Annotated in this window: 25 protein-coding genes; 14 read left to right on the forward strand and 11 right to left on the reverse strand. The window is 40.2% G+C overall.

Features of this window, described 5'->3' with window-relative positions; genetic code table 11:
• Positions 1-102 precede the first annotated feature (102 nt).
• The 10 genes from ACZ5L8_RS09435 to ACZ5L8_RS09480 all read left to right on the forward strand — a co-directional run bounded on the left by ACZ5L8_RS09435 (position 103) and on the right by ACZ5L8_RS09480 (position 9,044).
• Positions 103-2,277 carry a DUF5916 domain-containing protein gene (locus tag ACZ5L8_RS09435; protein ID WP_464436918.1) on the forward strand — a complete coding sequence of 725 codons (2,175 nt, stop codon included), beginning with the start codon at positions 103-105 and terminating at the stop codon, positions 2,275-2,277.
• A gap of 142 nt (positions 2,278-2,419) precedes the next feature.
• Complete coding sequence (locus tag ACZ5L8_RS09440; RefSeq protein ID WP_464436920.1) at positions 2,420-3,010, forward strand: Crp/Fnr family transcriptional regulator; 591 nt, start codon at positions 2,420-2,422, stop codon at positions 3,008-3,010.
• 71 nt (positions 3,011-3,081) lie between these two features.
• Positions 3,082-4,398: a M20 metallopeptidase family protein gene (locus ACZ5L8_RS09445; protein WP_464436923.1), complete on the forward strand. Its 1,317-nt coding sequence runs from the start codon at positions 3,082-3,084 to the stop codon at positions 4,396-4,398.
• A gap of 102 nt (positions 4,399-4,500) precedes the next feature.
• Positions 4,501-5,091 carry a Crp/Fnr family transcriptional regulator gene (locus tag ACZ5L8_RS09450; protein ID WP_464436925.1) on the forward strand — a complete coding sequence of 197 codons (591 nt, stop codon included), beginning with the start codon at positions 4,501-4,503 and terminating at the stop codon, positions 5,089-5,091.
• Positions 5,092-5,150: 59 nt separating this feature from the next.
• The gene (locus tag ACZ5L8_RS09455; protein ID WP_464436927.1) at positions 5,151-5,588 is read left to right on the forward strand and encodes a carboxymuconolactone decarboxylase family protein; all 438 of its coding nucleotides are present in this window, start codon (positions 5,151-5,153) and stop codon (positions 5,586-5,588) included.
• Positions 5,589-5,595: 7 nt separating this feature from the next.
• Entirely contained in the window at positions 5,596-6,351 is a 756-nt protein-coding gene (locus tag ACZ5L8_RS09460; RefSeq protein WP_464436929.1) for a DJ-1/PfpI family protein, read from the forward strand.
• A gap of 79 nt (positions 6,352-6,430) precedes the next feature.
• Positions 6,431-7,537 (forward strand): FG-GAP repeat domain-containing protein, encoded by a 1,107-nt coding sequence (locus tag ACZ5L8_RS09465; RefSeq protein WP_464436931.1) that lies wholly within the window; start codon positions 6,431-6,433, stop codon positions 7,535-7,537.
• A gap of 46 nt (positions 7,538-7,583) precedes the next feature.
• Entirely contained in the window at positions 7,584-7,769 is a 186-nt protein-coding gene (locus ACZ5L8_RS09470; RefSeq protein WP_464436933.1) for a hypothetical protein, read from the forward strand.
• Between the two features lie 12 nt (positions 7,770-7,781).
• Positions 7,782-8,480, forward strand: a complete 699-nt coding sequence (locus tag ACZ5L8_RS09475) for a cyclase family protein (RefSeq protein ID WP_464436935.1) — start codon at positions 7,782-7,784, stop codon at positions 8,478-8,480.
• Between the two features lie 87 nt (positions 8,481-8,567).
• Positions 8,568-9,044, forward strand: a complete 477-nt coding sequence (locus ACZ5L8_RS09480; protein ID WP_464436936.1) for a hypothetical protein — start codon at positions 8,568-8,570, stop codon at positions 9,042-9,044.
• Between the two features lies 1 nt (position 9,045).
• Here ACZ5L8_RS09480 and ACZ5L8_RS09485 read toward each other — a convergent pair whose 3' ends face one another.
• A complete protein-coding gene (locus ACZ5L8_RS09485; protein ID WP_464436938.1) occupies positions 9,046-10,134 on the reverse strand; it encodes an MBL fold metallo-hydrolase in 1,089 nt (362 codons plus the stop codon).
• A 143-nt stretch (positions 10,135-10,277) separates the two neighbouring features.
• On the opposite strand from ACZ5L8_RS09485, the gene ACZ5L8_RS09490 reads away from it, so the two are divergent.
• From ACZ5L8_RS09490 to ACZ5L8_RS09505, 4 genes are read left to right on the forward strand one after another with little or no spacing between them, the layout of a single operon-like run.
• On the forward strand, positions 10,278-11,591 hold the full coding sequence (locus ACZ5L8_RS09490; RefSeq protein ID WP_464436941.1) for a gluconate:H+ symporter: 1,314 nt from the start codon (positions 10,278-10,280) through the stop codon (positions 11,589-11,591).
• A gap of 1 nt (position 11,592) precedes the next feature.
• Positions 11,593-12,060: a RidA family protein gene (locus tag ACZ5L8_RS09495; protein WP_462597511.1), complete on the forward strand. Its 468-nt coding sequence runs from the start codon at positions 11,593-11,595 to the stop codon at positions 12,058-12,060.
• Positions 12,060-13,169, forward strand: coding sequence for a D-TA family PLP-dependent enzyme (locus ACZ5L8_RS09500; RefSeq protein ID WP_464436943.1), 1,110 nt, complete (start codon positions 12,060-12,062; stop codon positions 13,167-13,169). Before ACZ5L8_RS09495 ends, ACZ5L8_RS09500 begins: the two co-directional genes overlap by 1 nt.
• On the forward strand, positions 13,169-14,242 hold the full coding sequence (locus ACZ5L8_RS09505) for a dipeptidase (protein ID WP_464436944.1): 1,074 nt from the start codon (positions 13,169-13,171) through the stop codon (positions 14,240-14,242). The genes ACZ5L8_RS09500 and ACZ5L8_RS09505 overlap by 1 nt, the downstream gene beginning before the upstream one ends.
• A 23-nt stretch (positions 14,243-14,265) precedes the next feature.
• Here the strand turns inward: ACZ5L8_RS09505 and ACZ5L8_RS09510 are convergent, their stop codons facing one another.
• From ACZ5L8_RS09510 to ACZ5L8_RS09555, 10 genes are all read right to left on the reverse strand, one after another.
• A complete protein-coding gene (locus ACZ5L8_RS09510; protein WP_464436945.1) occupies positions 14,266-15,468 on the reverse strand; it encodes an MFS transporter in 1,203 nt (400 codons plus the stop codon).
• A 67-nt stretch (positions 15,469-15,535) separates the two neighbouring features.
• Positions 15,536-17,068 (reverse strand): GH3 family acyl-acid amido synthetase, encoded by a 1,533-nt coding sequence (locus ACZ5L8_RS09515; protein WP_464436946.1) that lies wholly within the window; start codon positions 17,066-17,068, stop codon positions 15,536-15,538.
• Between the two features lie 86 nt (positions 17,069-17,154).
• The gene (locus ACZ5L8_RS09520; RefSeq protein ID WP_464436948.1) at positions 17,155-18,555 is read right to left on the reverse strand and encodes a M20/M25/M40 family metallo-hydrolase; all 1,401 of its coding nucleotides are present in this window, start codon (positions 18,553-18,555) and stop codon (positions 17,155-17,157) included.
• Positions 18,556-18,564: 9 nt separating this feature from the next.
• Positions 18,565-19,446 carry a PPK2 family polyphosphate kinase gene (locus ACZ5L8_RS09525; RefSeq protein ID WP_464436949.1) on the reverse strand — a complete coding sequence of 294 codons (882 nt, stop codon included), beginning with the start codon at positions 19,444-19,446 and terminating at the stop codon, positions 18,565-18,567.
• A gap of 234 nt (positions 19,447-19,680) precedes the next feature.
• Positions 19,681-20,187 (reverse strand): CAP domain-containing protein, encoded by a 507-nt coding sequence (locus ACZ5L8_RS09530; protein ID WP_464436951.1) that lies wholly within the window; start codon positions 20,185-20,187, stop codon positions 19,681-19,683.
• Positions 20,188-20,461: 274 nt separating this feature from the next.
• Positions 20,462-21,625 carry a sigma-54-dependent transcriptional regulator gene (locus tag ACZ5L8_RS09535; RefSeq protein WP_464436953.1) on the reverse strand — a complete coding sequence of 388 codons (1,164 nt, stop codon included), beginning with the start codon at positions 21,623-21,625 and terminating at the stop codon, positions 20,462-20,464.
• A 2-nt stretch (positions 21,626-21,627) separates the two neighbouring features.
• Complete coding sequence (locus tag ACZ5L8_RS09540) at positions 21,628-22,509, reverse strand: DUF6268 family outer membrane beta-barrel protein (protein ID WP_464436956.1); 882 nt, start codon at positions 22,507-22,509, stop codon at positions 21,628-21,630.
• A gap of 8 nt (positions 22,510-22,517) precedes the next feature.
• Entirely contained in the window at positions 22,518-23,429 is a 912-nt protein-coding gene (locus tag ACZ5L8_RS09545) for a mechanosensitive ion channel family protein (RefSeq protein ID WP_464436958.1), read from the reverse strand.
• Positions 23,430-23,431: 2 nt separating this feature from the next.
• Positions 23,432-24,718, reverse strand: a complete 1,287-nt coding sequence (locus ACZ5L8_RS09550; RefSeq protein WP_464436960.1) for an ABC transporter permease — start codon at positions 24,716-24,718, stop codon at positions 23,432-23,434.
• Positions 24,715-25,674, reverse strand: coding sequence for an ABC transporter ATP-binding protein (locus ACZ5L8_RS09555; RefSeq protein ID WP_464436962.1), 960 nt, complete (start codon positions 25,672-25,674; stop codon positions 24,715-24,717). The genes ACZ5L8_RS09550 and ACZ5L8_RS09555 overlap by 4 nt, the downstream gene beginning before the upstream one ends.
• Between the last annotated feature and the right edge of the window lie 148 nt (positions 25,675-25,822).

The raw sequence follows: 25,822 nt of genomic DNA on the forward strand, positions 1-25,822 counted from the left end.
ACATCCTCAAAAACACACCTCACAAGTACGATGTTTTTGAAAGCTTCGTAAAACTGTAAGGTTTTATTACTTTTATCGCATATTAATCTATGTCGTTTTTAAGTGAAAAAACTTCTACTCCTCGCTATACTATTTATTGGTTGTTTACAAACTCGCGCTCAGAAAAAGAACGCAGACTACAACATACATATCACCAAGACCACTGAAGAGATCAAAATAGATGGTCTTGCAGATGAGCTGACATGGAAAAACGCAGAGCCAGCAAAGGATTTCTTTATGGTTCTACCCATGGACGATCGCGGGGCGACGCAACCCAGTGAGGTGAAAATGGCATACGACGAAAGAAATGTTTACTTGCTTGCCACCTTCTTTAAAACTCCGGGTAACACCTATGTTGTAGAGTCTTTGCGAAGGGATTTTAACTTTGGCGGTAATGACAACTTCTTGCTGTTTCTAGATCCTTTTAATAATCAAACCACTGGGTTCAGTTTTGGGGCTAATGCGTATGGTGCGCAATGGGATGGCACAATGTTTAACGGTGGTAATATAGATCTTAACTGGGATAGTAAGTGGGTTTCTGAGGTGCAGAACTATGAGGATAAATGGGTTGTTGAGATGGCGATACCTTTTAAGTCCATCAGGTATGAAAAGGATGTAAAGAATTGGGGTATTAACTTCTCGCGTCTGGATATCAGCACCAATGAAAAATCTAGTTGGACGCCTATTCCCAGACAATTCCCTACGGCTTCTCTTGCCTATACCGGCAATCTGCAATGGGACGAAGCGCCGCCTAAACAAGGCTTAAATTATTCTCTTATACCCTATGTGCTGGGTACTACGGGTAGCTCAAGCATAGATGGCATTACTTATGACGATCAATTTAAAGTAGGTGGTGATGTTAAGCTTGGGATCTCTTCTTCTCTTAATCTAGACCTTACCTTAAATCCAGATTTCTCACAGGTAGAAGTAGACAGGCAAGTAGCTAATCTAGATCGTTTTGAACTGTTTTTCCCAGAGCGCAGACAGTTCTTCTTAGAGAACGCAGATCTTTTTGCCAGCTTTGGGTATGATAATATCCGTCCATTTTTCTCTCGTCGCATCGGGCTGGGCGTGCCTATTATCGCTGGTGCCAGAGTAAGTGGTAACCTCAACCGCAATTTGCGTCTAGGGCTTATGGATATGCAAACAGACAATGTAGAAGAAACCGGCCTACCAAGCCAGAACTTTGCTGTTCTTTCGCTGCAGCAAAAAGTATTTTCTCGCTCTAGCATAGGCCTGATGATGGTGAATAAAGAGTCTATAAATTATGACGCCCTCACCGATGAGAACAAAGCACAATACACAGAATACAACCGCAACCTAGGATTAGAATACAACCTCGCTTCAAAAGACAACGCATACAATGGTAAACTGTTTATGTTGAAGTCCTTTGGACCAGATGCATCTTACAATGGGTTCTCTCAAGGAGCAAACCTTTCTTACAGCAGCCGCAACTGGAACTGGCGCATACAGCAAGAGTATGTTTCTGACAATTTCACTTCAGAGGTGGGTTATGTGCCTCGCAATAATTATGTGAGTTTTAATGGGCGCGTAGGGTATCTCTTTTTGCCAGAAAGCGAAACAATAGTGAGCCACGGTCCTGGGTATTTTGGGCGGTATTACTTTAATCCAGACTTCCACTCTACAGATTATGTAAGCGTGTTGAGTTATGAAGTAAACTTCTTAAACAGGAGTTCGCTTCAGGTAAACGTATTTAATGAATTTGTAGAATTGCAGCGTCCCTTTGATCCTACAAACACAGATAAACCCTTGCTAGAAGCAGGCTCTCGCCACCACTGGAACGGCTTTATATGGGAGTATAATTCTAAACCAAAAAGCCTCTTCACCTATAACCTATCCGGTAGACTAGGACGTTATTATGCCAAAGGTTCTCGCACAAACCTTAGCGCACAAGCCGGCTATCGCATACAACCATACGCCAGCCTGGGCGCCACAGCAAGCTATAACAACATCAAACTCCCAGAACCTTGGAACACCACAGAATTCTGGCTTATGGGCGCAGAGGCAGACATCACATTCACAAACAAATTATTCTGGTCTACGCTGTTTCAATATAACGAGCAAAGCAAAAACTTTAACCTCAACTCTAGGTTTCAATGGCGATATGCGCCGGCTTCAGACATCTTCCTCGTGTATACAAACAATCAACGCATCGCCCCGTTAGAAGGCAAAGTGTGGTCACTCACTTTAAAAATGACCTATTGGTTTAATAGGTAAAATCACTAGACAAATGGTCTTGAGAATTGGGTATCAGTAGGCTATTTCAATACATTTTAGTTACTTTAGTCATTATAAACAGGTTGTGTTATTTGTTTTCGCTGTAGCGAAAAGAACAACTGCACCATCCTTACAAATGTTTATGACAGACGAAGCAGAAAAATACATCTCAAATTATCTGGAGCAACTAACCTATGCTGATGAAGCCGAGCTTGCATTTATGCGGAAACACCTTAGCGTGATCTGCTTAAAAAAAGGCGAATTCTATTTAAAGAATGGCGAAGTGCAAACCAATATGGGCTTTCTTCACCACGGCCTTTTGAGACGTTTTTATGTAAACGACAAAGGCAGCGAGATCACCACCGGTTTTACTAAAGAACAAGAATACGCTACAGATTATCCCGCCTTTATACGACAAAAACCTACCAAGTATTTCATGCAGTGCTTGGAGCCTACAGTGATTGTGAATTTGCCGTATGAGGTGATCATGCAGAGCTATTCAAATTCTAAGAACAGCGAAAAACAAGGCAGATTGATCGCCGAAAAAGTGCTCACCATCTTAAGCGATCGTGTGGAGGGTTTTCTATTCAACACTGCAGAAGAACGCTATTTAAATTTCATTGCCGAGAATCCTAACCTGATGAATCGCATCAGTCTGACGCATCTGGCTTCGTTTCTTGGGATAGAGCGACAATCACTAAGTAGAATACGCAAAAAAATAGCATCAAAATGATTTTGTCACATATGTGACAAGCAAAACCACTTAAGCCGCCAGATATTTGTAACACGATCAAAAACAACAGTATGAATACGCTTTCTCAAGGTTACAAATGGTTTTTAAATGGTGTGGTAATGTTGCTTTTCATTTTTGGCTATAGCCAAAACAACACCACTGCGATACACAAAAACATACAGCAACACAGCGATAGTATCTATAACAGTCTTGTGGAAGTACGCCGTGATCTTCACAAACATCCTGAGGTGAGTGGCGAAGAAAAAAGAACCGCTGCCATTGTAGAACAATACCTGAATGATTTAGGCTTGGAGGTAAAAACCGGCGTGGGCGGTTATGGTGTAATCGGGATTTTACAAGGCGACAAACCCGGAAAAAAAGTAGCCTGGCGTGCCGATATGGATGCAATGTCGTCTAAACACAAAGAAGATTTAGAATTTCGCTCTGTCATTGAAGGCAAACGTCACATCTGTGGTCACGATGTGCACACCACCATCGCCTTAGGTATGGCTAATGTACTAGCAAAGCAAAAACAAGATCTTGAAGGTACGGTGTATTTCATCTTTCAGCCGAGTGAGGAAAATTACAAAGGCGCTAAAACCATGCTAGCAGATGGGATCTTTGACATTATACAACCAGATGAGATCTATGCCGCTCATCTCTCACCTATGCCTGCTGGTCTTATAGCAACAAAACCACTTTATCTCTTTGCAGATTATAAGCAGATCAATATTCAGTTTAAGACAAAACACCAAGATAGCGCCCTAGTTGCTTTTACTAAGAATGCTATTAAAAAGCTGCAAAACGTAGCTATAGACAGCAAGTTTTGGGACACGCGTAATCTTATGGATCCGCAGATAGGAATAGGTAGTAAAAACACAATATTTAAAAATTACATCACCGTTGATAAGCAGTTTAAAGTAAAACACGATGATGGTATATTGACGATCACGGGCTATGTAAGCGCTGATGACTCGGCAGTGATAAACAAACTACCGGTTCAAGTGGAGCAAACCATTATGAACTCTAAATACGGCAAGCTTCTCATTGAAGTAAACTACGATTCTGATATGATCTCATACTCGCCAGATCGTGGGAATATCGATAACGACCCTGCATTATCAGCAAATGCGATTGCTGCGATAACATCAATTTATGGGCAAGGTTCTGCAATAGAACTAACCGGTGTGATCCCAGATGGCCGTGGTGATGATTTCTCTTACTTTCAGCGTGAGGTGCCGGGAGTGTATTTCTTGATAGGCGGCTCTAACTTTGAAAAAGGTATAATTGCCATGCCACATTCGCCTAATTTTGCAGTAGATGAAAGCTGCATTAAAACGGGTGTCAACTATTTCTCTTCGCTACTTGCACAGCGACTTTCAAATTAACGATGTGAGTTAGCAGATCTTATTTGGCTACAGCCAAAAAACAGCACCTTCTTTGACGCAGTTTATTTAATTTCGCTCTCCTGTTTATCCTTAATTAAAAGCATGGGAGCTGACACAGATTTTAAAACCTTATACGATCATTTTTCTACCTATTGCACGCTCACTCCTGAAGAATGGGAACTTGCAAAATCGTATTTTGAGTTTAGTTCTTTAGACAAAAAAGAGGTTATCTATAGCGCCGGAAGCACAGCGCTTAAGCATTATTTTGTCACATCGGGTTGCTTGCATATGTATCTGGTAAATGACAAAGGCGACGATCAGACCTTGCAGTTTGCCATTAACAGTTGGTGGATCACAGATTATCTTGCTTTTCAGCAAAGGCGCAGTTCAGAGTTCTATATTCAGGCGGTGGAGCCGTCCCGGGTTCTAAGCATCACCCCAGAAAAACAAGATAAACTTTTAGCCCGTATCCCAAAGCTTGAAGTGTATTTTAGGAACATCTATCAAACGGCGTATGGCGCGGCGATCAATCGCATGAAATACATTTTTACCTATTCTAAAGAAGAGATCTATTACAGCTTTAGAGATGCTTTTCCAGATTTTGTAAATAGCGTTCCGCAGTATCTTGTTGCAACTTATCTGGGGCTTTCGCCAGAGTATGTGAGTAAATTAAAAAAGAAGAGCCTTTCTTGAACTGGTTCAAGTTTTTTTGGCTGTAGCCAAAATATCTTTGCATTCATAAATACAAACCCATGAATGCCCGCATACAAATAGATCAATTGCAACCACAAGCCTATAAAGCGATGTATACTTTAGAGGCTTATCTTGCTAATTGTGATCTAAGCAAATCTCACAAAGAACTCATTAAAATAAGAGCTTCACAGATCAATGGCTGCGCGTTTTGTATTAATATGCATACCCAAGATGCTCTTAAAATGGGCGAAACTGAACAACGTATTTTTCTGCTTAACGCTTGGGAAGAGTCTGGACTTTTTAATGAAAAAGAAAGAACAATCCTCTCTATGACTGAAGAAATAACCTTGATCCATAAAAACGGACTTAGCGAGCAAACATACAATGCTGCTATTAGCCTTTTCGGCGAAAGCTACACAGCGCAGATCATCATGGCGATAAGCATAATCAATTCGTGGAATCGTATTGCAATAAGTACACACAAACCAATATCTTAATAAAACCATGCGTTATAAATTTTTATTATTACTTGCCGTTGCAACCTTGATCTTTAGTTGCGACAACAACAAACAGCAAAGCACAAGCAAGGCTGAAACTACCGAAACCACAAGTGTAGCCTCAGACACCTTGACAAAACATTTAAAGCCCTTTAACCCCGAATTGCCAACCATAGGATTGCTAATGTACAATGGCGTATTGCAAAGCGAAGTGGTTGCCACGTCTGACGTTTTTGCAAAACCCTCTGAAGATGGTAAGCAACTTTTTAATGTGATCACTATAGCCCAGACTATGAAACCTATCACTACAGAAGAAGGTTTGCATTTTGTACCAGATTACACCTTTGAAGATTGTCCGCAGCTTACAGCTTTGTTCGTGCCAAGTGCTTATGATATGTATTCACAAGTGCATAATGAAGCGCTGGTAGATTTTATCAAAACAAAAAATCAAGAAACCGAATATACTGTGAGTAACTGTGGCGGCGCGCAGCTTATAGGTAAGTCTGGCATCGCAAGCGGTCATAAGATCGTAACCTGGATTGGCGGCGGTGAGCAATTACAAAAAGATTATCCAGATCTTAAAGTGCAGGATGAAAACACCGTGACATACGTAAAAGATGGTAAATTTCTTTCTTCTAACGGTAACTTGGCTAGCTATGTTAGCGCGTTAGAACTTCTAGAGATCATGACAGACGCAGATCACAGAGCATTTGTAGAAAGTTATCTATATCTTGACCGCCTGCAAAACTGGAAAAAAGAATAAGATACACAGTTTAAGTCACTGTTCTTAAACTAATAAAGAGAGAAAACTTATCTTGGCGATACTTTAATGTATCATTGCCATGAAAAGTTTTCTCTCTATTTTTTTACTGCTCTTGAGTTCTTCAATTGCCTTTTGCCAGCAGACGTCTTTCTTTAATGCAGATGGCTTTTTCTCGATAGGTACGCAATCTAACCGTACGGCATCTATTACGCTTTTTGACATAGATAAAGATGGAGATCTGGATGCTTTAGTGGCTAATGGTAGACACTGGGCCGAACAAAACTATGTGTATTACAACAGCGGCAAAGGCGGATTTAAACTAGCGCAAGCCATAGGCAATTACATGGATGCCTCTTACGCTGTAAAAGCAGGCGATCTTAATGGAGACAATATCAATGACCTCGCTGTAGCAAATGACGGCATCGCAAATGTGATCTACTTTGGCAGTGCTGATGGCAGCTTTACACGTGCTGGGAGTTTTGGGAAGATCGCACCCACAAGAAATCTAGAGATCGTAGACATAGACTATGATGGCGACCTTGATCTTATATTATCAAACCGCAAAGATGTAAATGAAATTTGCCTCAATGACGGCAAAGGCAATTTTGAGCAAAGTATTTTTTACGGTGATGAAACAGATCAAACCATCCAAACTGTGATCATAGATATAGACCTAGATGGAGATCTTGATCTTATTACGGCTGAGCGCCAAAACAAGAATAAGATCTTCTTAAATGATAAAGAACTAGCTTTTAAAAAGGTGATCGAGTTTGGAGGAGCAAATGATGAAACCCGATCTGTTGATATAGGTGACATCAATAATGATGGTTTTCTAGATATAGTTTGCGGTAATCTGGGTGGAAAAAACGCTATTTACTTTGGGAGTAAAACATTTGATTTTACTAAAAAACAAACGCTAAGCAAAGATCACCAGACAGCATCTATCAAGATAGCCGACTTTAATAACGATGGCCTTTTAGACATTGCAGAAGGAAACTCAGAAGAGACAAATTATGTCTATTTAAACAAAGGGAACTTAAAGTTTGAAGAAATCATTTTAAATCCAGATCTTAAGGAAGACACATATAATGTGACCACTGGCGACATTAACGGCGATGGACTTCCTGATATCATTGAATCTAATTCTGGTAATTGGAATTTATATTACAGAACTCAGGTAGATTAGTGTTATAAATTCCCGAACTTAGCTATAGTTTTTAAATCACATTGCCATGAAAAAACTAAATGATAAGAAAACGAAGACCTTTATTATTTCTGGACTTCTAATGCTTTTACTTTCTATCACGTTAAGACAATTCACATCAGTTTCTGATACGGTTTTAGGAATTTGCGCTGGTGTGGGTGTAGGTCTGTTGATCAATTCACTTTTTCGAGGTAAGCCTAAAAAAGCTCAATAAAAACATCTCCTTATGGCAACTCCCGAAATTATAGATCTTAGTCAAGAGATTTATGAAGGCATGCCTGTTTATAAGGATTTGCCGCAGGTAACCATGCGTGTTCACAACTCGCATGAAGAGTGGATGGGAATAAAAAAACCCAAGATCCGCACTCCTGCTGTGCATAAATTAGAGTTGGGCGAGCACACCGGCACCCACGTAGATGCTATAAACCACATGGCGATAGAACATGCTGGCAAGTCGATAGACATTATGCCGCTTAACATGTTTTACACAGAAGGGATATGCCTAGATTTTTCTCACAAAGGACTTAAAGAGATCATCGACACAGATGAGATCATCACTGCTTGCAAAGACGCAAATGTTGAGATAAAAAAAGGTGATACTGTGCTCTTGCACACAGACCACTACAGGAAACATTTTAGAACAGAAAATTGGGGTAACGGCCCAGGGATTTCGGTTGCTGCGGCAGAGTGGTTGGGTGAGCAAGAAATCGCTGCTTTTGGTGTCGAGACCATGTCGCCAGGCGTTCCCGGAATTTCAAATAAACAGGTGCATTATGTGTGCGGTAACATGAACTTCACACATTATGAAAACCTCATCAACCTTCATCAGCTCATCGGTAGAGGCAGGTTTAGATTCATCGGTTTGCCACTTAAGATCAAAGGCGGCACCGGTTCTCCCGTGCGCGCTGTGGCCATCTTTGAGTAGTTTTTTGGCTTTAAGCCAAAAGATATCAAAAATCAACCTTCACGATCTGCACTTTTGCTGCAAGATTTAAATCGCTAATTTGCGGTCATGAAAGCTGCCTCACTCCCCGAAATACGCAAAGAACTTAAAGAGCTTAATGAAGAAGAGTTACGCCAACTGGTGTTGCGTCTGGGCAGATTTAAAAAGGAAAATAAAGAGTTGTTGACTTATTTACTTTTTGAAGCTGATTATGAGGAAGGTTTTCGCGAAAGCGTCATAGAAAACATGGATGCGATGTTTGCTGAGATCAATACGCGCAACTATTATTATGTCAAAAAAAGCGTGCGAAAGATCATGCGTGAGCTTCGCAAGTTTGTGCGCTATTCTGGCAACAAAGAAACTGAGGTTGTCTTGCTTTTACACTTTTTAAAAAAGCTGCGAAAAATGAAACCTTCGATCACAAGAAACACCGTACTGACTGGCTTATACAGCCGCACTTATGAAAGCGTGGTAAAAAAGATCAATGCGCTACACGAGGATCTTCAGCTAGATTATAAGCACGAGTTAGAGCTATTATCGCAATGATCTAATCGCGCCACCAGTGGGTAAATTCTTGGCTGTCGTCATCAATATAAACCGGCGCGCCAATTAAAGGCGTCACTAACGGGATTTTCCCTTCGGCAAGTTTTGAGACTTCTTCCAGCGGCTCGTACCATGGGTGTAGAGCAAGCGTAAATTTTGATGAGTGCACAGGCATCATTCGTTTTGCTTTAAGATCTAGCGCCGCCTGCACCGTTTCTGGAGGTAAGCAGTGTATCGCATGCCATGCCTCGTTGTACTGACCATTTTCCATAATGGCAAGATCAATGGGCCCAAAGCGTTCTCCTATTTTTTTAAAATGTTCATCATAACCGCTATCACCGCCTAAAAAGATCTTTTTAGAAGAAGTCTCAAGCAAATACGATTGCCACAATGTGGTATTACGCTTAAAGGTACGGCCAGAAAAATGCCTAGCAGGCAAGGTATGCAATGTCATGTTGCTCTTTAACTCAACCTTCTCAAACCAATTTTTCTCTGTTATTTTTTCTGCAGCGTAGCCCCAACGCTCAAAGTGCGCCCCAACGCCAAGACCACAAATCACTTGGCTAATTTTAGGCTCAAGCGCTTTTATCGTTTTATAATCCAGATGGTCATAATGATCATGCGAGATCACAAGATAATCCACCTGCGGAATATCTTCCACACCATAATCGTCTGCGCCTTTATACGCCTGAGAACCGCCAGGTAAAGGAGAAATCCTACCGCTAAGAACAGGATCGATCAAAAATGTAACTCCGTTTACACGCATAAAATAAGACGAGTGACCAAACCACACCAACACATCGTCATCGCCCTTAAGATCATGCAAATCTGTTTTTATAGATGGGATAGTTTTTGATGGTTTTGCATCCTTACTTTTCTTGAATAGAAAATCATACATCACGCCCAGAAAACTATGACCTTCTGTAACTGCGGGTGTTTCAGACTGATTTTGAAAAGCACCGTTTTTATAATTAGAAGCCTGCTCCATGCGAGCGAGTCTTTCGTTTTTTGGCTTACCGCCAAAAATGGGTTGTTGTAAATAAAGTATCACCACGATCGCTATCAAGACAATAGCAAGTAAAAAATATATCATGTAAAAGAGGTTATGGCTTTCGCCAAAAGAGAAAAACCGAGATCCAAAACAGCATAAATAATGTTAACAAATAAAAATATTGCTATTTAAAATGACAATATTTTGCAATATTCCTATTTTTAAGGCACAACTAACCAGATTTTATGTCACTGATCATTGTACTCGCCGGAATCCTACTACTGTTTCTTCTTATTGCGGCATTTAAACTAAATTCATTTTTGTCTTTTATAATTGTCTGCATTTTTGTGGGAGCCTTACAAGGCATGGAACTTTTAAGCATTATTGAGTCTATCCAAAAAGGTATAGGAGCAACATTAGGATTTCTTGTGCTTATCCTTGGCTTAGGCGCCATGCTCGGAAAATTAGTGGCAGACAGCGGCGCGGCACAACGCATCACAACAAAGTTGGTTGACACCTTTGGGATCAAATACGTGCAATGGGCAGTTGTACTTACAGGTTTTATTGTGGGAATCCCAATGTTCTATTCTGTGGGATTTGTGATTCTGGTTCCACTTGCGTTCACGATTGCTGCGACCACACGATTGCCACTACTGTATGTAGGTTTACCCATGCTTACATCACTTTCAGTAACGCATGGATATTTACCACCGCATCCCGCTCCTACTGCTATTGCTGCGATGTTTGAAGCAAGCATAGGCAAAACTTTGATGTACGGATTGATCATTGCAGTTCCTGCGATCATTGTCGCCGGACCACTTTTTGCCAGAACAATAAAAAAAATAGAAGCAAAACCGTTAGAAGAATTTTACAATCCGGTGATCTTAAAGGAGGAAGAAATGCCTTCAACCGCAACCAGTCTTTTTACTGCTTTATTACCTATTCTTCTAATTTTCATATCGATCTTCGCTAATCACTTTTTGCCGGAAGGCGCATTAAAAACAACATTAGTATTTTTAGGAAATCCAGTAATGGCGATGCTTATCGCTGTGCTGTTTGCTATTTATTCGCTGGGCATTCATCAAGGTAAAAAGATGAAAGATGTGATGAGCACACTATCTGAATCTGTAACAGGTATCACCATGATATTGCTAGTAATTGCCGGCGCCGGTGCATTAAAACAAATCCTTGTAGATAGCGGTGTGAGTGAATATATCGCAGACCTTCTCAAAGAATCAAATGTTTCACCCATAATCCTCGCGTGGCTTATCGCAACCGCAATACGCGTTTGCGTAGGCTCTGCCACTGTGGCCGGACTTACCGCCGCGGGAATTGTTTTCCCGATAGCCGCACAAACGCAAACACCACCAGAATTACTTGTGCTCGCCATAGGCTCAGGAAGTCTTATGCTTTCGCATGTAAATGATTCTGGTTTTTGGCTGTTTAAAGAATATTTCAACCTTTCGGTGAAAGACACACTGCGATCATGGACCGTGATGGAAACGCTGGTAGGCGTTATGGGATTAATAGGAACCTTAACTTTAAGCTTATTTATATAAAATGGAAAAATCTCCTTCTCAAAGAATAGAAGAATTAGGATTAGTATTACCTCCTGCTCCACCTCCTGCCGGGGTGTACAGACCAGTACTTGTAGTTGATAATTTTTTATACGTATCAGGTCAAGGACCTGTGCAAAACGATGCCAGTTTAATGATAGGTCGCGCTGGCGATGATACTGATAAAGATGGCGCAAAACTAGCCGCAAGACAAGTGGGGCTTACTATGCTCTCAACAATCAAAGATCATTTTGGCGATTTTGACCGTATAAAACGTGTTGTAAAAGTGCTAGGCATGGTGAATTGCACACCAGACTTTGAACAGCAACCGTATGTCGTAAACGGCTTTAGCGAACTCATGGCAGATATCTGGGGAAGAGAGAATGGAATAGGCGTGCGTAGCGCAGTGGGCATGATGTTACCCACTAATATCCTCGTTGAAGTTGAAGCCATGTTTGAACTACACAAATAATGAACAAAGATTGGTACACGCTCAATGATCCAGAAGAAGTAGCATCACCGGCACTTCTTGTTTTTCCTGAACGCATTGAATACAATATAAAATTGATGCTTGAGATGGCCGGCGGACCAGTATTCTTGCGCCCGCACATCAAAACTCACAAAATGGCCGAAGTGATCCAAATGCAAATGGATCATGGCATTGCTAAATTTAAATGCGCAACCATAGGCGAGGCAGAACTTCTTGCAAAAACTGGAGCAAAAGACATCCTTCTTGCCATGCAACCTGTGGGACCTAATATCATGAGATATCTCGATCTGGCGCAGGCTTTTCCGGATGTTTCATTTTCTTGTTTAGTGGATAATGAGAAGACGTTAGAGGCTATTTCGCTTAAAGCGAAAAAGAATCAAACACAACTAGGCATTTACATCGACCTCAATGTTGGCATGAATCGCACAGGCATAGTTCCTGGCGAAGCTGTAATAGATTTTTTTACAATTATTGAAAGTGCAGAATATCTTTCGGCTGAAGGTTTGCATGCGTACGACGGTCACATCAGAAATCCAGAATTAAGCGAACGTAAGAAGGTTTGTGACGCAGCTTTTGAAGAAGTTATTTCGCTACAGCGAAAACTAGAAAATAAAGGTTTTATCGTAAAAAATATTGTTGCTGGAGGTTCGCCTACTTTCCCTATTCATGCAAAGCGAGGAGGAATCGTTGCTTCACCGGGCACAACGCTTTTATGGGATGACGGCTACGGATCGTTATTTGCAGATATGCAATTTCAGTGCGCTGCGGTCTTGCTTACTCGCTTGATAAGCAAACCTACAAATGAGCAGTTTTGTTTAGATCTTGGTCATAAATCGCTGGCTTCAGAAATGGCTTTTCCCCGTGTTAAATTTTTAAATACTGATGATCTGGAGCAATTGGGACAAAGCGAAGAGCATTTTGTAGTAAAACCTGCGCATCCAGACAAGCATGAAATTGGGGATACATTTTATGCGATCCCAAAACACATTTGCCCTACGGTTGCTAAATATCCACATGTCATAACCGTTGCCAACGGCCAGATGACAGGCACTTGGGAAGTTACCGCAAGAGATCATAAAATCAACTATTGATGCAAGATAATTTCATTTTTGACGTACACCTCGACCTTTCTATGAACGCGTTAGAATGGAACAGAGATCTGCGTTTGCCTGTGCAAGAAATGCGTCACAGAGAAAAAGGCATGACAGATAAGCCAGACCGTGAACGCAACACGGTTTCATTTCCTGCAATGCGAGCAGGTAACGTGGGTCTTTGTGTTGCCACACAGATCGCACGCTTCACAAAACCTGGCAATCCGCTGCCCGGCTGGCAATCTCCAGAGCAAGCCTGGGCACAAACCCAAGGACAATTGGCTTGGTATCGCGCCATGGAAGATTGTGGCGAAATGGTTCAAATAAGAAATAAAGAGCAGCTACAAAATCATTTAAAACTGTGGCAAACTGAAGAAGGCAAGAAACCCATAGGCTATATTCTTTCTTTAGAAGGCGCAGATTCTATCGTGGATTTGAGCTATCTAGAGAAATCTTATGAGGATGGTTTGCGAGCGATTGGGCCGGCGCATTACGGGCCGGGAACATATGCTCACGGTACAGATTCTGAAGGTGGCTTGGGAGCCAAAGGAAAAGCCCTGATCAAGAAAATACAAGAATTAGGTTTGATTCTAGACGTGACGCATTTATGCGACATCAGTTTTTGGGAAGCGATGGATATTTATGACGGTCCGTTGTGGGCAAGCCATAACCTATGCAGAACTTTTGTAGATCACAATCGCCAGTTTACTGATGAGCAATTACAAGAAATAATTAAGCGCGGCGGCGTGATAGGGATGGCGCTGGATGCCTGGATGATGGTCCCAAATTGGGAACGTGGCGTTTCTACCCCAAAAGAAAAAAACGTAACCTTAGAAATTATTGCAGACAATATAGATCATATTTGCCAACTTGCAGGAAACACAGATCATGTGGGCATAGGCACAGATCTGGATGGCGGTTTTGGCACTGAGCAAGGACCTACAGATGTTGATACCATTGCAGATCTTCAGAAACTTCCCGCTATACTTTCAGCGCGTGGATATTCTCAAAATGATATTAAGAAAGTCCTGCATGGTAACTTTTTAAGTTTTTTAGAAACCGCTTGGGAATGAGATTTCTTTTCGCCGAAAGGCAATTATCTAGATGTATTGAGTGTTGCTTTTACCGCCAAAATCACCATAAAAAGTAACGGCAACCCGAACATTAAATAGCGTAATCCTAGATCAAAAGTCGTATCGATCTCTCCTGATGACGAGATCAAGAAACTTGAAAATGAGGTTATGATATAAAGCATTCCGCCCATGAGACCGCCGGCAATACCAGCGTTATTAGGGAAGAATAGCATGTTGTGCGTAAAGAAATTTGTAAAAATAAATCCAGAGCAAATATGGATCAAAAATGCAAATGCGACTAACAATACGAGATTATCAATGGTTAAACCTAGCGCTACAATCGCACCGATCAAACCCAATTGTATAAAGCTTGTTGTATAGATTTTTGGCTTAAAAGCCAAAGGTGTAAAGCGTTTACTGATAATACCTCCCACCATCCAGGCGAATCCTAAAACCAAGGTACAATACCCGATGGTAACCGAATCAAAACCAAAGTGATGCTCTACCACAAACGGCCCAGCAACGTTAAAAACCATCGTCACTGAATATGCAATTCCTAGCACGCCGATGCCATACAGAAAACCTTTATTGCGAAGCATCACACGATAAAGAACACTTGTTTTTTTAAGATTAAAAGGCTTCCTGATCCTTATTGTTTCTCCACCTATAAAGAGTTCGCCAAGTAAAATAAGCGTACAGTAAATTGCGAGGAAATAAAAGTTAGATTGCCATCCAAAAAGTTTTTCTAAATATCCACCAAGAAACGGTGCGATAATGGGTCCGCAGGACCAAACGATGGTAAAGAAACTAAGGTAATGTTTCCGTTTTTCACCTTCGTAAAGGTCTACAAAAAACGCTCGTTTTGCCACAACCATAAAAGCCGTTGCTATACCTTGAACAACACGCAGAATATTGATGATCATCACATCATCTGTAAATGCAATACCGATGCTGCTTGCGATCAAAACCACCAGAGAGATCAATACAGGACGATATCTCCCAACGCTATCTACAATGCTACCTACAAAAAGTTGAGAGAATCCATAACTAAGAAAAAAGCAAGTAAGAGTAAGCTGAATACTTTTTTCTGACACCTGCAGATCCTGCGCCATTGACGGGAATGACGGCAGATAAACATCTGTCATAAACCCCGAAAACGGCAAGGCGATAAAGGTTAAAATATTTGCCAGACGTTTTCTCTGGGGAGAAGCTTCTCTTAAATGCATAGCGGACTTTTGGTAGTGGTTTTAGCCAGAAAAACGTTGACTTTTCCCAACTAAGACGGGTAAGTCGCTACTGCACCTCAGACTTTACAAAATCTTCCCATTCTTTGAATTTTTCTTCGGTCATTACCTTTTCCATTTTTACTTGTCCGCCCTTTTTCTTGTTCTTGGCGTTCCATTCATGAAAAACTTCTGGTGATACCGTTTCCACGAAAACGCCTTTTAAGGCTTTACTTCGCGCAACTGAATAATTCTTGTTTGCTTCTTTCAATTTGTTATCCAGACTTTCGGCAAGTTTATTATTATCAAGGTCTGATTCTGTGCCTAGATACCAATAATGATAGAACTCGTCATCCTCGGGATTTCTTTTCGCGGCAAGCGTAAACTCTGGGATCTTAATATCAAATTCATCCTCTAGCTCACGCACAGCATCTTCCATTTTATTGACTGAAAGTTGGCTTCCCACAACGTTTAAAAAGAACTTGGTTCTACCTGTGATCTTAATTTCGGCGCGGTCTTTATTTGTGAATTTTATGGTGTCGCCTATAAGGTAGCGCCACGCTCCAGAAACTGTAGAAATGATCAAAATATAATCTTTCTCTTCTTCAACATTTTCTAGAGTGACAACGGGCGCGTCTTGTGCAATACTACCGTCTTGATTGATGTATTCTGGATTCATGGGCACAAACTCAAAGTAAATCCCATTGTCTGTAACGAGCTTCATCGCATCAGTTTCTGGGCGCGCTTGAAACGCCATAAAACCCTCTGAAGCGAGATATGTATCGATCACCGTGATAGGTTTGCCCAGCAACGCATTGAAACTTTTTTCATACGGAGGAAAAGCTACACCGCCAGAGGTGTACACCTGCAGATTGGGCCAAACATCGTGAATACTATCTAGATTATTATGCTCAATAACCTTCTGCATCATGAGCTCCATCCAACTTGGGATTCCGCTCAAAGCGCCAATATCCCAGTTGTGCGCATTCTCTGCAATGTTTTGCACGCGCTCATCCCAATCATCAATTTTTGCAATTTCTTCGCCCGGCTTGTAATATCCTCTAAACCAAAACGGAATATTACTCGCGCTGATCCCGCTGATCTCACCTTCTAGATGACCATTATTTTCTTGAAGATCTGTAGAACTACCCAGCATCATGATCTCTTTCTCAAAAAAGTCAGCTTCCAGATCAAAATTCGCAAGCGCTCCAACCTGTTTAATTCCCGCGCTTCTAATCGCAGAGATCATCTCATCTGTCACAGGAATTCGTTTACTTGTTTTGCCCGTCGTACCGCTGCTCAACGCAAAGTAATGCGGCTCACCCGGCCAGGTTACATCAGTCTCACCATCATGCAATTTGCACCACCATTCTTCATTTATGCTGTTATAATCATAAAAGGGTAGCCTTTCGGCGAAAGCTACGCGCACATCATCACTTTCAAGAATTTCTTGAAATTCGAACTTCTTTCCGAATTGCGTGTCTTTTGCTTTCTTAAGTAGTTTTTCAAGAACTTCCTTTTGTTCTTCTACAGGGTTTCCATCTGAAGTTATAGTGTCGCTAAGATCAATGATCCCTTTAATTAATGAGCCGAGTATTGCCATGAGTTTTTTTGGGTTTAACCCAAATTTACCCACAACCAAAAAATCTAAACCCCGGGTTTACGGAAGTTTAACAAATGAGCTTGAACTTAGTCTTTAATAGGCTGAGAAACGCCGTATTTATCAAAAAGATAAATTAAACTGGTCATAGATGCTGCTCCCAACTCAAGTTCGCGCTTGTTGATCGCCTCAAAAGTATCGTTTGCTGCGTGGTGATAGTCAAAATAACGCTGAGAATCTGGACGTAATCCCGCTAGAACCATTCCATTTTTCTTAAGCGGACCGATGTCTGCTCCACTACCGCCTTTTTCAAAATAATGAATTAAATATGGCTTAAAAAGCGGCTCCCAACTTTGAACTTTTGCAAAATTAGCATCGTCTATATCAAAGCTAAAACCGCGTGGCGTGAAACCACCTGAATCACTCTCAAGACCAAAAACGTGATCCTCTCCTTTTTCGGCAGCGACCTCAGCATATTTGTTACCGCCACGAAGACCATTTTCTTCATTCATGAAAAGCACAACACGAATGCTGTGTTTAGGTTTGTAATTTGTTTTCTTTAGAAGGCGAAGTACTTCCATACTTTGTACAATACCGGCGCCGTCATCATGAGAACCATCACCTAGATCCCAAGAATCTAAGTGTCCGCCTACAACCATAAACTTATTAGGATATTCGCTTCCTGTGATTTCGCCAATGACATTATAACTTTCTACATCTGGGAAATTCTCACATGACATTTTAATAAAAACTTCAGTCGCTTTATTTTCTGCCAACTGCTGACTTAAAAGATCTGCGCCGTTTGTGCTAATTGCCGCAGCAGGAATTCTCTTATCATCTGGCAAATCACCGTAAGACATAGAACCCGTATGTGGAAAATCATCTTGTCTTAAATTCATAGAACGAACAATAACGCCTAACGCATCATATTTTGCCGCTTCTTGAGCGCCAGAATAGCGTTGATCTACACAACCACCATATGCTTCAAACGTGTGGATCAAATTTGCCTGCATCGGGCGATTGTAAAACACGATCTTACCTGCGATCTTCTCTTTTCCTAACGTTGCCAATTCATCTAAAGATTTCACTTCAATGACTTGTGCTTTTAATCCATTTTGAGCTGTAGCGATAGATCCTCCTAATGCACAAATAGGCACATCAATGTTTTTTCCGTTTGCGGTGATATACGCCGTTTCTTTCTCGCCGCGCACCCACTTAGGCACCATTACCGGCTGCAGCCAGACTTTATCTAAACCTATTTCTTCTAGTGCTGCTTTTCCCCATTGTACAGCTTTTGCTGCTCCTTCGCTTCCGCTAAGGCGTGAACCTATATCATTAGACAATTCATCAAGCCACTCATAACTTTGACCTTCAAGAAGTGCCAAGTCATAAAAACTTTTTAATCGATCTTCGTCAGATTGCGCCTGAGTGGTTTTGGCTACCAAGCCAAATAATACAAGTAGAGAAAGGTGTAATACTTTTTTGTTCATTGGGTGATTTTAAATAGTGCCGTCTTGCAGCTGCTTTTTATATAATTCTATGTTTGCTTTTGTTTTTTCGTCCAGTTCTGGCTCTTGCACGTCGTCATATTTACGCAGTTCCTCAAGAAGGATCTTGGCAAAAATGAGTCGGGCGGTGGACTTATCGTCTGCCGGCACAATATACCAAGGCGCATGCGGTTGTGAAGTTTTGTTTATCGCATCTTCATAGCACTCCTGATATTGATCCCAGAGTTTACGCTCTTCAAGATCGCCTGCAGAAAACTTCCAATTCTTATCCTTCTTTTCTAGTCTTCTAAGCAGTCTATCTTTTTGCTCATCTTTAGACAAATGCAGGAAGTATTTAAGAATGATGGTACCGTTTTGCGCAATGGTTTTTTCGAAATTATTGATCTGCTCAAAACGAGATGCCCAGAAATCTTCATCAATATCTGCCACGCTGTTAATATGGGGTAGGCTTTCGCCCAAAATATATTCTGGATGAACTCTTGTTACCAGCACATTTTCATAATGCGTTCTATTGAAAATGGCGAATTTACCACGCTCTGGCAATGCGATATAATGACGCCATAAATAGTCATGACTACGCTCAAGATCTGTAGGAACTTTAAAGCTATGAACTAACACTCCGCGTGCATTGAAATTTTTAAAAACCTCTCTTATCAAGCTGTCTTTACCTGCTGTATCCATCCCTTGAATACAGATCAAAACCGCATATTTATCGTGGGCGTAGATCTTGTTTTGTATTTCGGCGATTTGCTTGCCAACTGTGTCAAGCTCTTGCTCTAGATCTTTTTTCTTTCCCCAATCTTCATGCGTTGCTATTTTATCTAAAACAATGTGTTTATCTACGCGGTAATCAGCAATTGAAAAATCGTCCATAGCAGGTAATATTTAGCAAAAATGAATAGCCAAAATACAACTTTAGCGGAAGCTATACCATATAAATGAAAAAGACCAGCGATAAACGCTGGTCTTTCTTCACCAATTACATTTTAGGAACTAATAGTACAATTTGATCAATATACCTCTCAATTAAAATTATGATTTGGGATCATGGGGCAAAAAAGGCAACTTACAATTGAGATATATTTAAAACAATTATGATTTGGGGATCTATTGTTTGATAAAAATCTGGGTATAAAAAGGTATACCGCGATCATCCTGTACTACTGCAATTCCTGTAAAATTAAAATCTCCTTCAATGGCTTCTTTATGCGATGGACTGTTAAGCCATCCTTTAACCACTTTCTGAGCGTTTGCGTAGCCATAAGCTACATTCTCACTAACGTGTAAAGCTCCTTGTGATATCAACACATCACTTCTTGAACCGAAGTTATCGTGATTGATCTCTCCACTGTTTGCCATATAATCACTGTGTTGAGCTGCTAAATTAGTAGGTGTATTTTGCAGTTCTAACGCAGATAATCCTATGGATGCTCTATACGCGTTAATTTCTTCTAATACTTCAAGAGATAATTTACTATCTACATCAATATTAGATATTTCATAATCAGCATCAGCCTGAGTAAAATCTTCTTCTAGGGTGGTATCTGGGGTACAGCTCGCAAATGAGAATAGAGCGATTAACGCTGTGACCTTTAGGGTATTGGTCAGTTTCATTATGTTGGGTTATTGAGTTACGCTGACAAATATTATATGAAATTTCCAAACAAACAAGTATTTGAACGTATTTTTTGTGTTTTTTGTCGATTATTATGATTTTTTAACACTTTATGTCGATTTTTAGTGCATTTAAACGTTGTTTTAGCTACTTGAACCAGTACTCATAAAAACATTTAACAAACTGAATATCAGCTATAAATTAAATATTAATCGATAAAATACATAAAAAAAGCGCCATTTGGCGCTTTTAAGAATTATTTAAGAATAGTAATTACTTGCTCGCAAAAAGCTCTACATCTTCTTCAGAGACTTGTTTTCCTCCTAAGATAATAAGACGTTCTACAACATTGCGTAACTCTCTGATATTACCTGTCCAATCGTATTCTTGAAGTTTTTTAATGGCTTTTTCTGTAAATTCCTTTTTAGAAGTCCCCTGCTCTTCTCCAATTTTTGAAGCAAAATGATCCACAAGCAACGGAATGTCATCTCTACGATCATTTAAAGCAGGCACTTTTACTAAGATCACTGCTAGACGATGATAAAGGTCTTCTCTAAACTTTCCATCTTCGATCTCTGTTTTTAGGTTTTTATTCGTTGCAGCGATAACGCGCACATCCACTTTGATGTCTTTATCGCTTCCTACGCGTTGCACTCTATTTTCTTGTAATGCGCGAAGCACTTTGGCTTGAGCCGAAAGACTCATATCACCAATCTCATCAAGAAATATAGTACCGCCATTTGCAGCCTCAAACTTCCCTGCACGATCTTTATTTGCGTTTGTAAAAGCACCTTTTACATGTCCAAAAAGTTCGCTCTCTATCAACTCTGAAGGTATCGCAGCACAGTTTACCTCAATCATCGGCCCCTTGCTACGGTCGCTTTTTTCATGAAGCCAGTGCGCAACAAGTTCTTTACCCGTACCATTAGGCCCAGTGATAAGCACTCGAGCCTCTGTAGGCGCAACTTTGTCTATAATTTCTTTTATGCTAGAGATCGCATCGCTCTCGCCCACCATCTCAAACTTCTTACTTACCTTTTTCTTTAATCTGGTATTCTCAGTGACAAGAGTTTTTCTATCTAGCGCGTTACGAACGGTATTCAATAAGCGATTAAGATCTGGTGGTTTTGATATATAATCAAAAGCACCCAGACGCATGGTATTTACCGCTGTATCTAGATCGCCATGACCAGAGATCATTACCATGGGCGTATCTGGCTTGATCTTTTTTGTAGCTTCAAGCACCTCTACACCATCCATTTTTGGCATTTTGATATCACAAAGCACAAGATCATAATCTGTGTCTTTGATCTTCTCCATACCTTCTAGGCCATTCTCAGCTTCATCTACCTGATATTCTTTATTCTCTTCTGTAAGTATCTTGATAAGTACGCGCCTGATGGCCGCCTCATCTTCTATGATTAGGATTTTTGACATGCTTAAAACTTAAATTTTACTCCAGATCTAAAATAGAACGTGTTCTTATCGTTAAAGGTATAAATATCATTTCTTTCATTATCCCTTAATCTGTAATCATTACTCAAAGAACGTGTTGCATACATATAATACAGCAAATGATCTGTAAAATAATGCTCATATCCTAGTCCTGCCATTATGATTGTCATCGAAACGTTCTCTGCTGTCTTTCCGTTAACCTCTATGTTATTTTGAATATTGCTAAAGAAGTTATCTAAAGAGGCAAACGCCTGAAGCGCATCCTTATGAGAAGCTTTGAGGTAATGTCTTATATTAGATTTGGGCACACCCAAAGTATACGTCCAATCTGGATGAAATTCTCTGTAATAATTTACCAATGGCAAAGGATAATTTCTTCCTGGCGTGGTAGAATATGTAAGCCCAAAAATCCAGCGATATGGCTTATCTACACCAGCCTTTTTCATATCGTTGATCGCGTAAACCGATGTCTCATAGATCACATCATCGCTTACAAGCTTACCCTCAAGATTTGAGTTGATCCTAGCACCAGCCTTCGCTCCTAGACGCCAGTTGTCCGAAATTTTAAAGACATAACCTAGATAACCTTCAATGCGATGTAAATGATCTAGAGCAGAAGTCTCAAAAGGCACAGGATCTTGAATGGTAAGACCTGTATTTCTATAGCCCATTCCTACAACGATAATTTTATCTTTATCCTTATCTAGCGGGATAGGCAATTGTGCGAGCGCTCTAAAACGCGTGATCGAGTTGTCTGAGTTTGCTTGCGGAATATACATATACTCCACGCGGGCAAGGTCTGTTGTTTGGCTGTAGCCAAATAGACATACACCCATTAAAATAATGGTTAGCAATTTCTTTTTCATAGCATAGTTTACTTGGTGGAAAAGAGATGAACATCTCTCTGAGGAAAAGGAATCGTAATATTATTCTTCCTGAACTCCTCGTCGATCCTGAACCTTATCTCACTCTTGATTCTAGGGTCTACAAAACTGTCGTTTATAAAAAAATAGACCCCAAAGAGTAATGCCGAATCACCAAAATCCTCAAATAGCACAAAGGGTTTGGGACTCTTTAAAACACCATTTTGGCGTTTTGCACAATCAATAAGTATGTCTCGTACAAGCTGCGTTTCACTACCATACGCTACTCCTACTTTCACACTTTCCCGGGTTGTTTTATGGTTTTGTGTATAGTTATATATTGTATCGCTTATAAATTTATGATTAGGTATAATGATCACCTTATCATCACGCGTAAGCGCCCGCGTTGTTCTTAATTTTATTTCAAAAACTCGTCCTACTTTATTATCTACCTCAACGATATCTCCCACAGCAAGAGACTTATCTACCATGATAAAAATACCACCTATGATATCTTGAAATAATTCCTGAAGTGCAAGCCCCAAACCAACAAATAACGCTGCTGAAGCTGTAATTAACACTGTGATATCAATTCCTGAGGCGCTAAGCGTAACGAGAATTACTGCGATGTACACCACATATTTAATGAACTTAAAAATACTAATGAACTTAAGTTCATTCTCACGGTCCATCTTTTTTGTGATCAAACCACGAATCCAACGTAGAAATCCGCTAGTGAAAACAAAAGCAAAAATCACAAGCAGCAGCGCACCAATGGTTAGGTGAATTTCATTATCACCTTTACCAAAGTGAAAGCCATAATTAAGAAAGTCTACAATAGATCCCCAGATGTCTTCTTCAATGACATCCTTAACCTTCTCGGCTCCTTCTTTAATATTGTCTTTTACGTCTTCTTGAAACATGATTAATACTTAATCCATTTTGCGATTTCCTTATACGTAGGTTTTTTACCATACATAAGGATTCCAACTCTGTATATTTTTGAACCAAACCAAACTGTCCCTATAAAACTTAGCACTAACAAGAAGACTGACAGCGCAAGTTCCCACCATGGCACGCCGAAAGGAATACGCATCAACATAACAATAGGAGAAGTAAGTGGTATTAAAGAAAATGCAGTTGAAACCGTACCATGTGGATTATCGATCACTGAAAATAGTCCTACATAGATCGCAAGCATTAACGGCATAATAATAGGCAACATAAATTGCTGCGTATCTGTCTCACTATCTACTGCTGCACCAATCGCAGCGTAAATTGAACTGTATAAGAAATACCCCCCAATAAAATAAATGATAAACCCTACCGCAAGTTGAAGCAATGGCAATCTCAGAATATCTAAAGCAATAAGCTCAAATTTATCAAGATCTGTTGCTCCCATATTACTTACAGGCGTTGCGCTTGCAGGATCAAGATCAAGATACATGGTAAGAAAAAGAACCAATCCCCCACCTATCATAAGCCAAATCGTAAATTGAGTGATTCCCGCAAGTGTAGTCCCGATGATCTTGCCCATCATCAACTTAAACGGCTTTACAGAAGAAATTATCACCTCAATAATTCGATTTGTTTTTTCTTCGATCACACTACGCATCACCATGTTACCATAAATAATGATAAACATCATAAGCAAATAACCTGCAGCTCCACCAAAGGCAGCTTTGATCCAATTTGAGATCTTTGAGGTTTTCTCGCCAGTAAAATTTTCAATACTTACAGAAATTCTTGTTTGACTTTCTTCAAGAACATCAAGATCTACACCTCTATCTACAAGTTTTTCATCTGTAAGCTTACGCGAAATTTGTCCTTCAATACGCTCTAGAGTAGCATACCCAGGAGATTCGTCGCCGTAGAATTTCACGCCAGTGGTATTCTTCTTGATATTCTCTGGAATATAAAGAAGGCCATAATAACCGTTATCTAAAACCGTTTTGCGCGCTTCCTCAAGCCCCGCCGGAGAAAGATCCATATAATTGATACTCTCTGTATTTTCAAACTCTTTGTAGAAAAAACCAGACTCATCTACGACAACAATGGTGCGTTTATCATCTGCATTTACTTGCGTTAAATATGCAACCAGCAAGATCATCGCAACAAAGATCACCGGACTTAAAAAAGTCATCACGATAAACGATTTATTTCTTACACGAGACTTGTACTCTCTACTTATTATAATGCCTAGTTTACTCATGAGTTAGATTTTACCGTTTGAATAAAAATTTCATCTACCGTAGGTATCACTTCTACAAAGTGATTTACCGTAGCCTTAGGCATGAGGTATGTAAGAAGATCATTTGAGGTCATTCTCTCAGGAACTTTTACCTTAAGTTTAAGATCGTTATCATTTATGGTCTTAAAATCTGCCATACTTACTTCCCACTTTGCTTGCATCTCAGTAAGTATTTGTGATTCTAATAACTGTAAATTAGCAGCAGAATCGCCATCTACAGCAAGACCCACTTCATAAGTATTTGAGCTAAATTGCTTCTTAACTTCAGAGAGTTTGCCGTCTAATATTTTGTTTGATTTATTGATAAGCGCGATGTAATCACACATTTCTTCAACAGATTCCATCCTGTGGGTTGAAAAAATTATAGTCGCACCATCATCACGAAGTTTTAGGATTTCGTCTTTGATCAGGTTTGCATTTATAGGATCAAAACCACTGAAGGGTTCATCAAATATCAGCAGCTTAGGCTTATGAAGTACAGTAACTATAAATTGCACCTTTTGGGCTTGACCCTTAGACAACTCTTGTATTTTTTTATTCCACCAGCCAGACATTCCTAGACGCTCAAACCAGTATTCGCTGCGTTCTTTTGCCTCAGCCTTGCTCATACCCTTAAGTCTGGCAAGGTAAGTAACTTGCTCACCTACCTTCATAGACTTATAAAGGCCGCGCTCCTCTGGCATGTAGCCTATTTCTTTAATATGATGTGGAGCAAGCGGTTTACCATCAATAAAAACCTCACCAGTATCTGGCATGGTAATTTGATTAATGATCCTTATTAAAGTGGTCTTACCCGCACCATTGGGTCCTAGTAGCCCAAAAATGCTCCCCTTAGGAACAGCGATCGACAGATCATTAAGCGCGGTAAACTTGCCAAACTTTTTATGTATGTGGTTTGCAGCAAGAAGTTCATTCATAAGTGTGATATAATGGATAAAGATATTGAAAACCTTACAGGCATTGGCGATGTTAAGAATTATTTAGGCTTAAAGCCAAAAGAATACAGCCGCCATATAACCTGCTAGCAAGATTAAATTAATCATTAAAATTTCAATACGAAATGTC

Source organism: Leeuwenhoekiella obamensis (assembly GCF_055391795.1).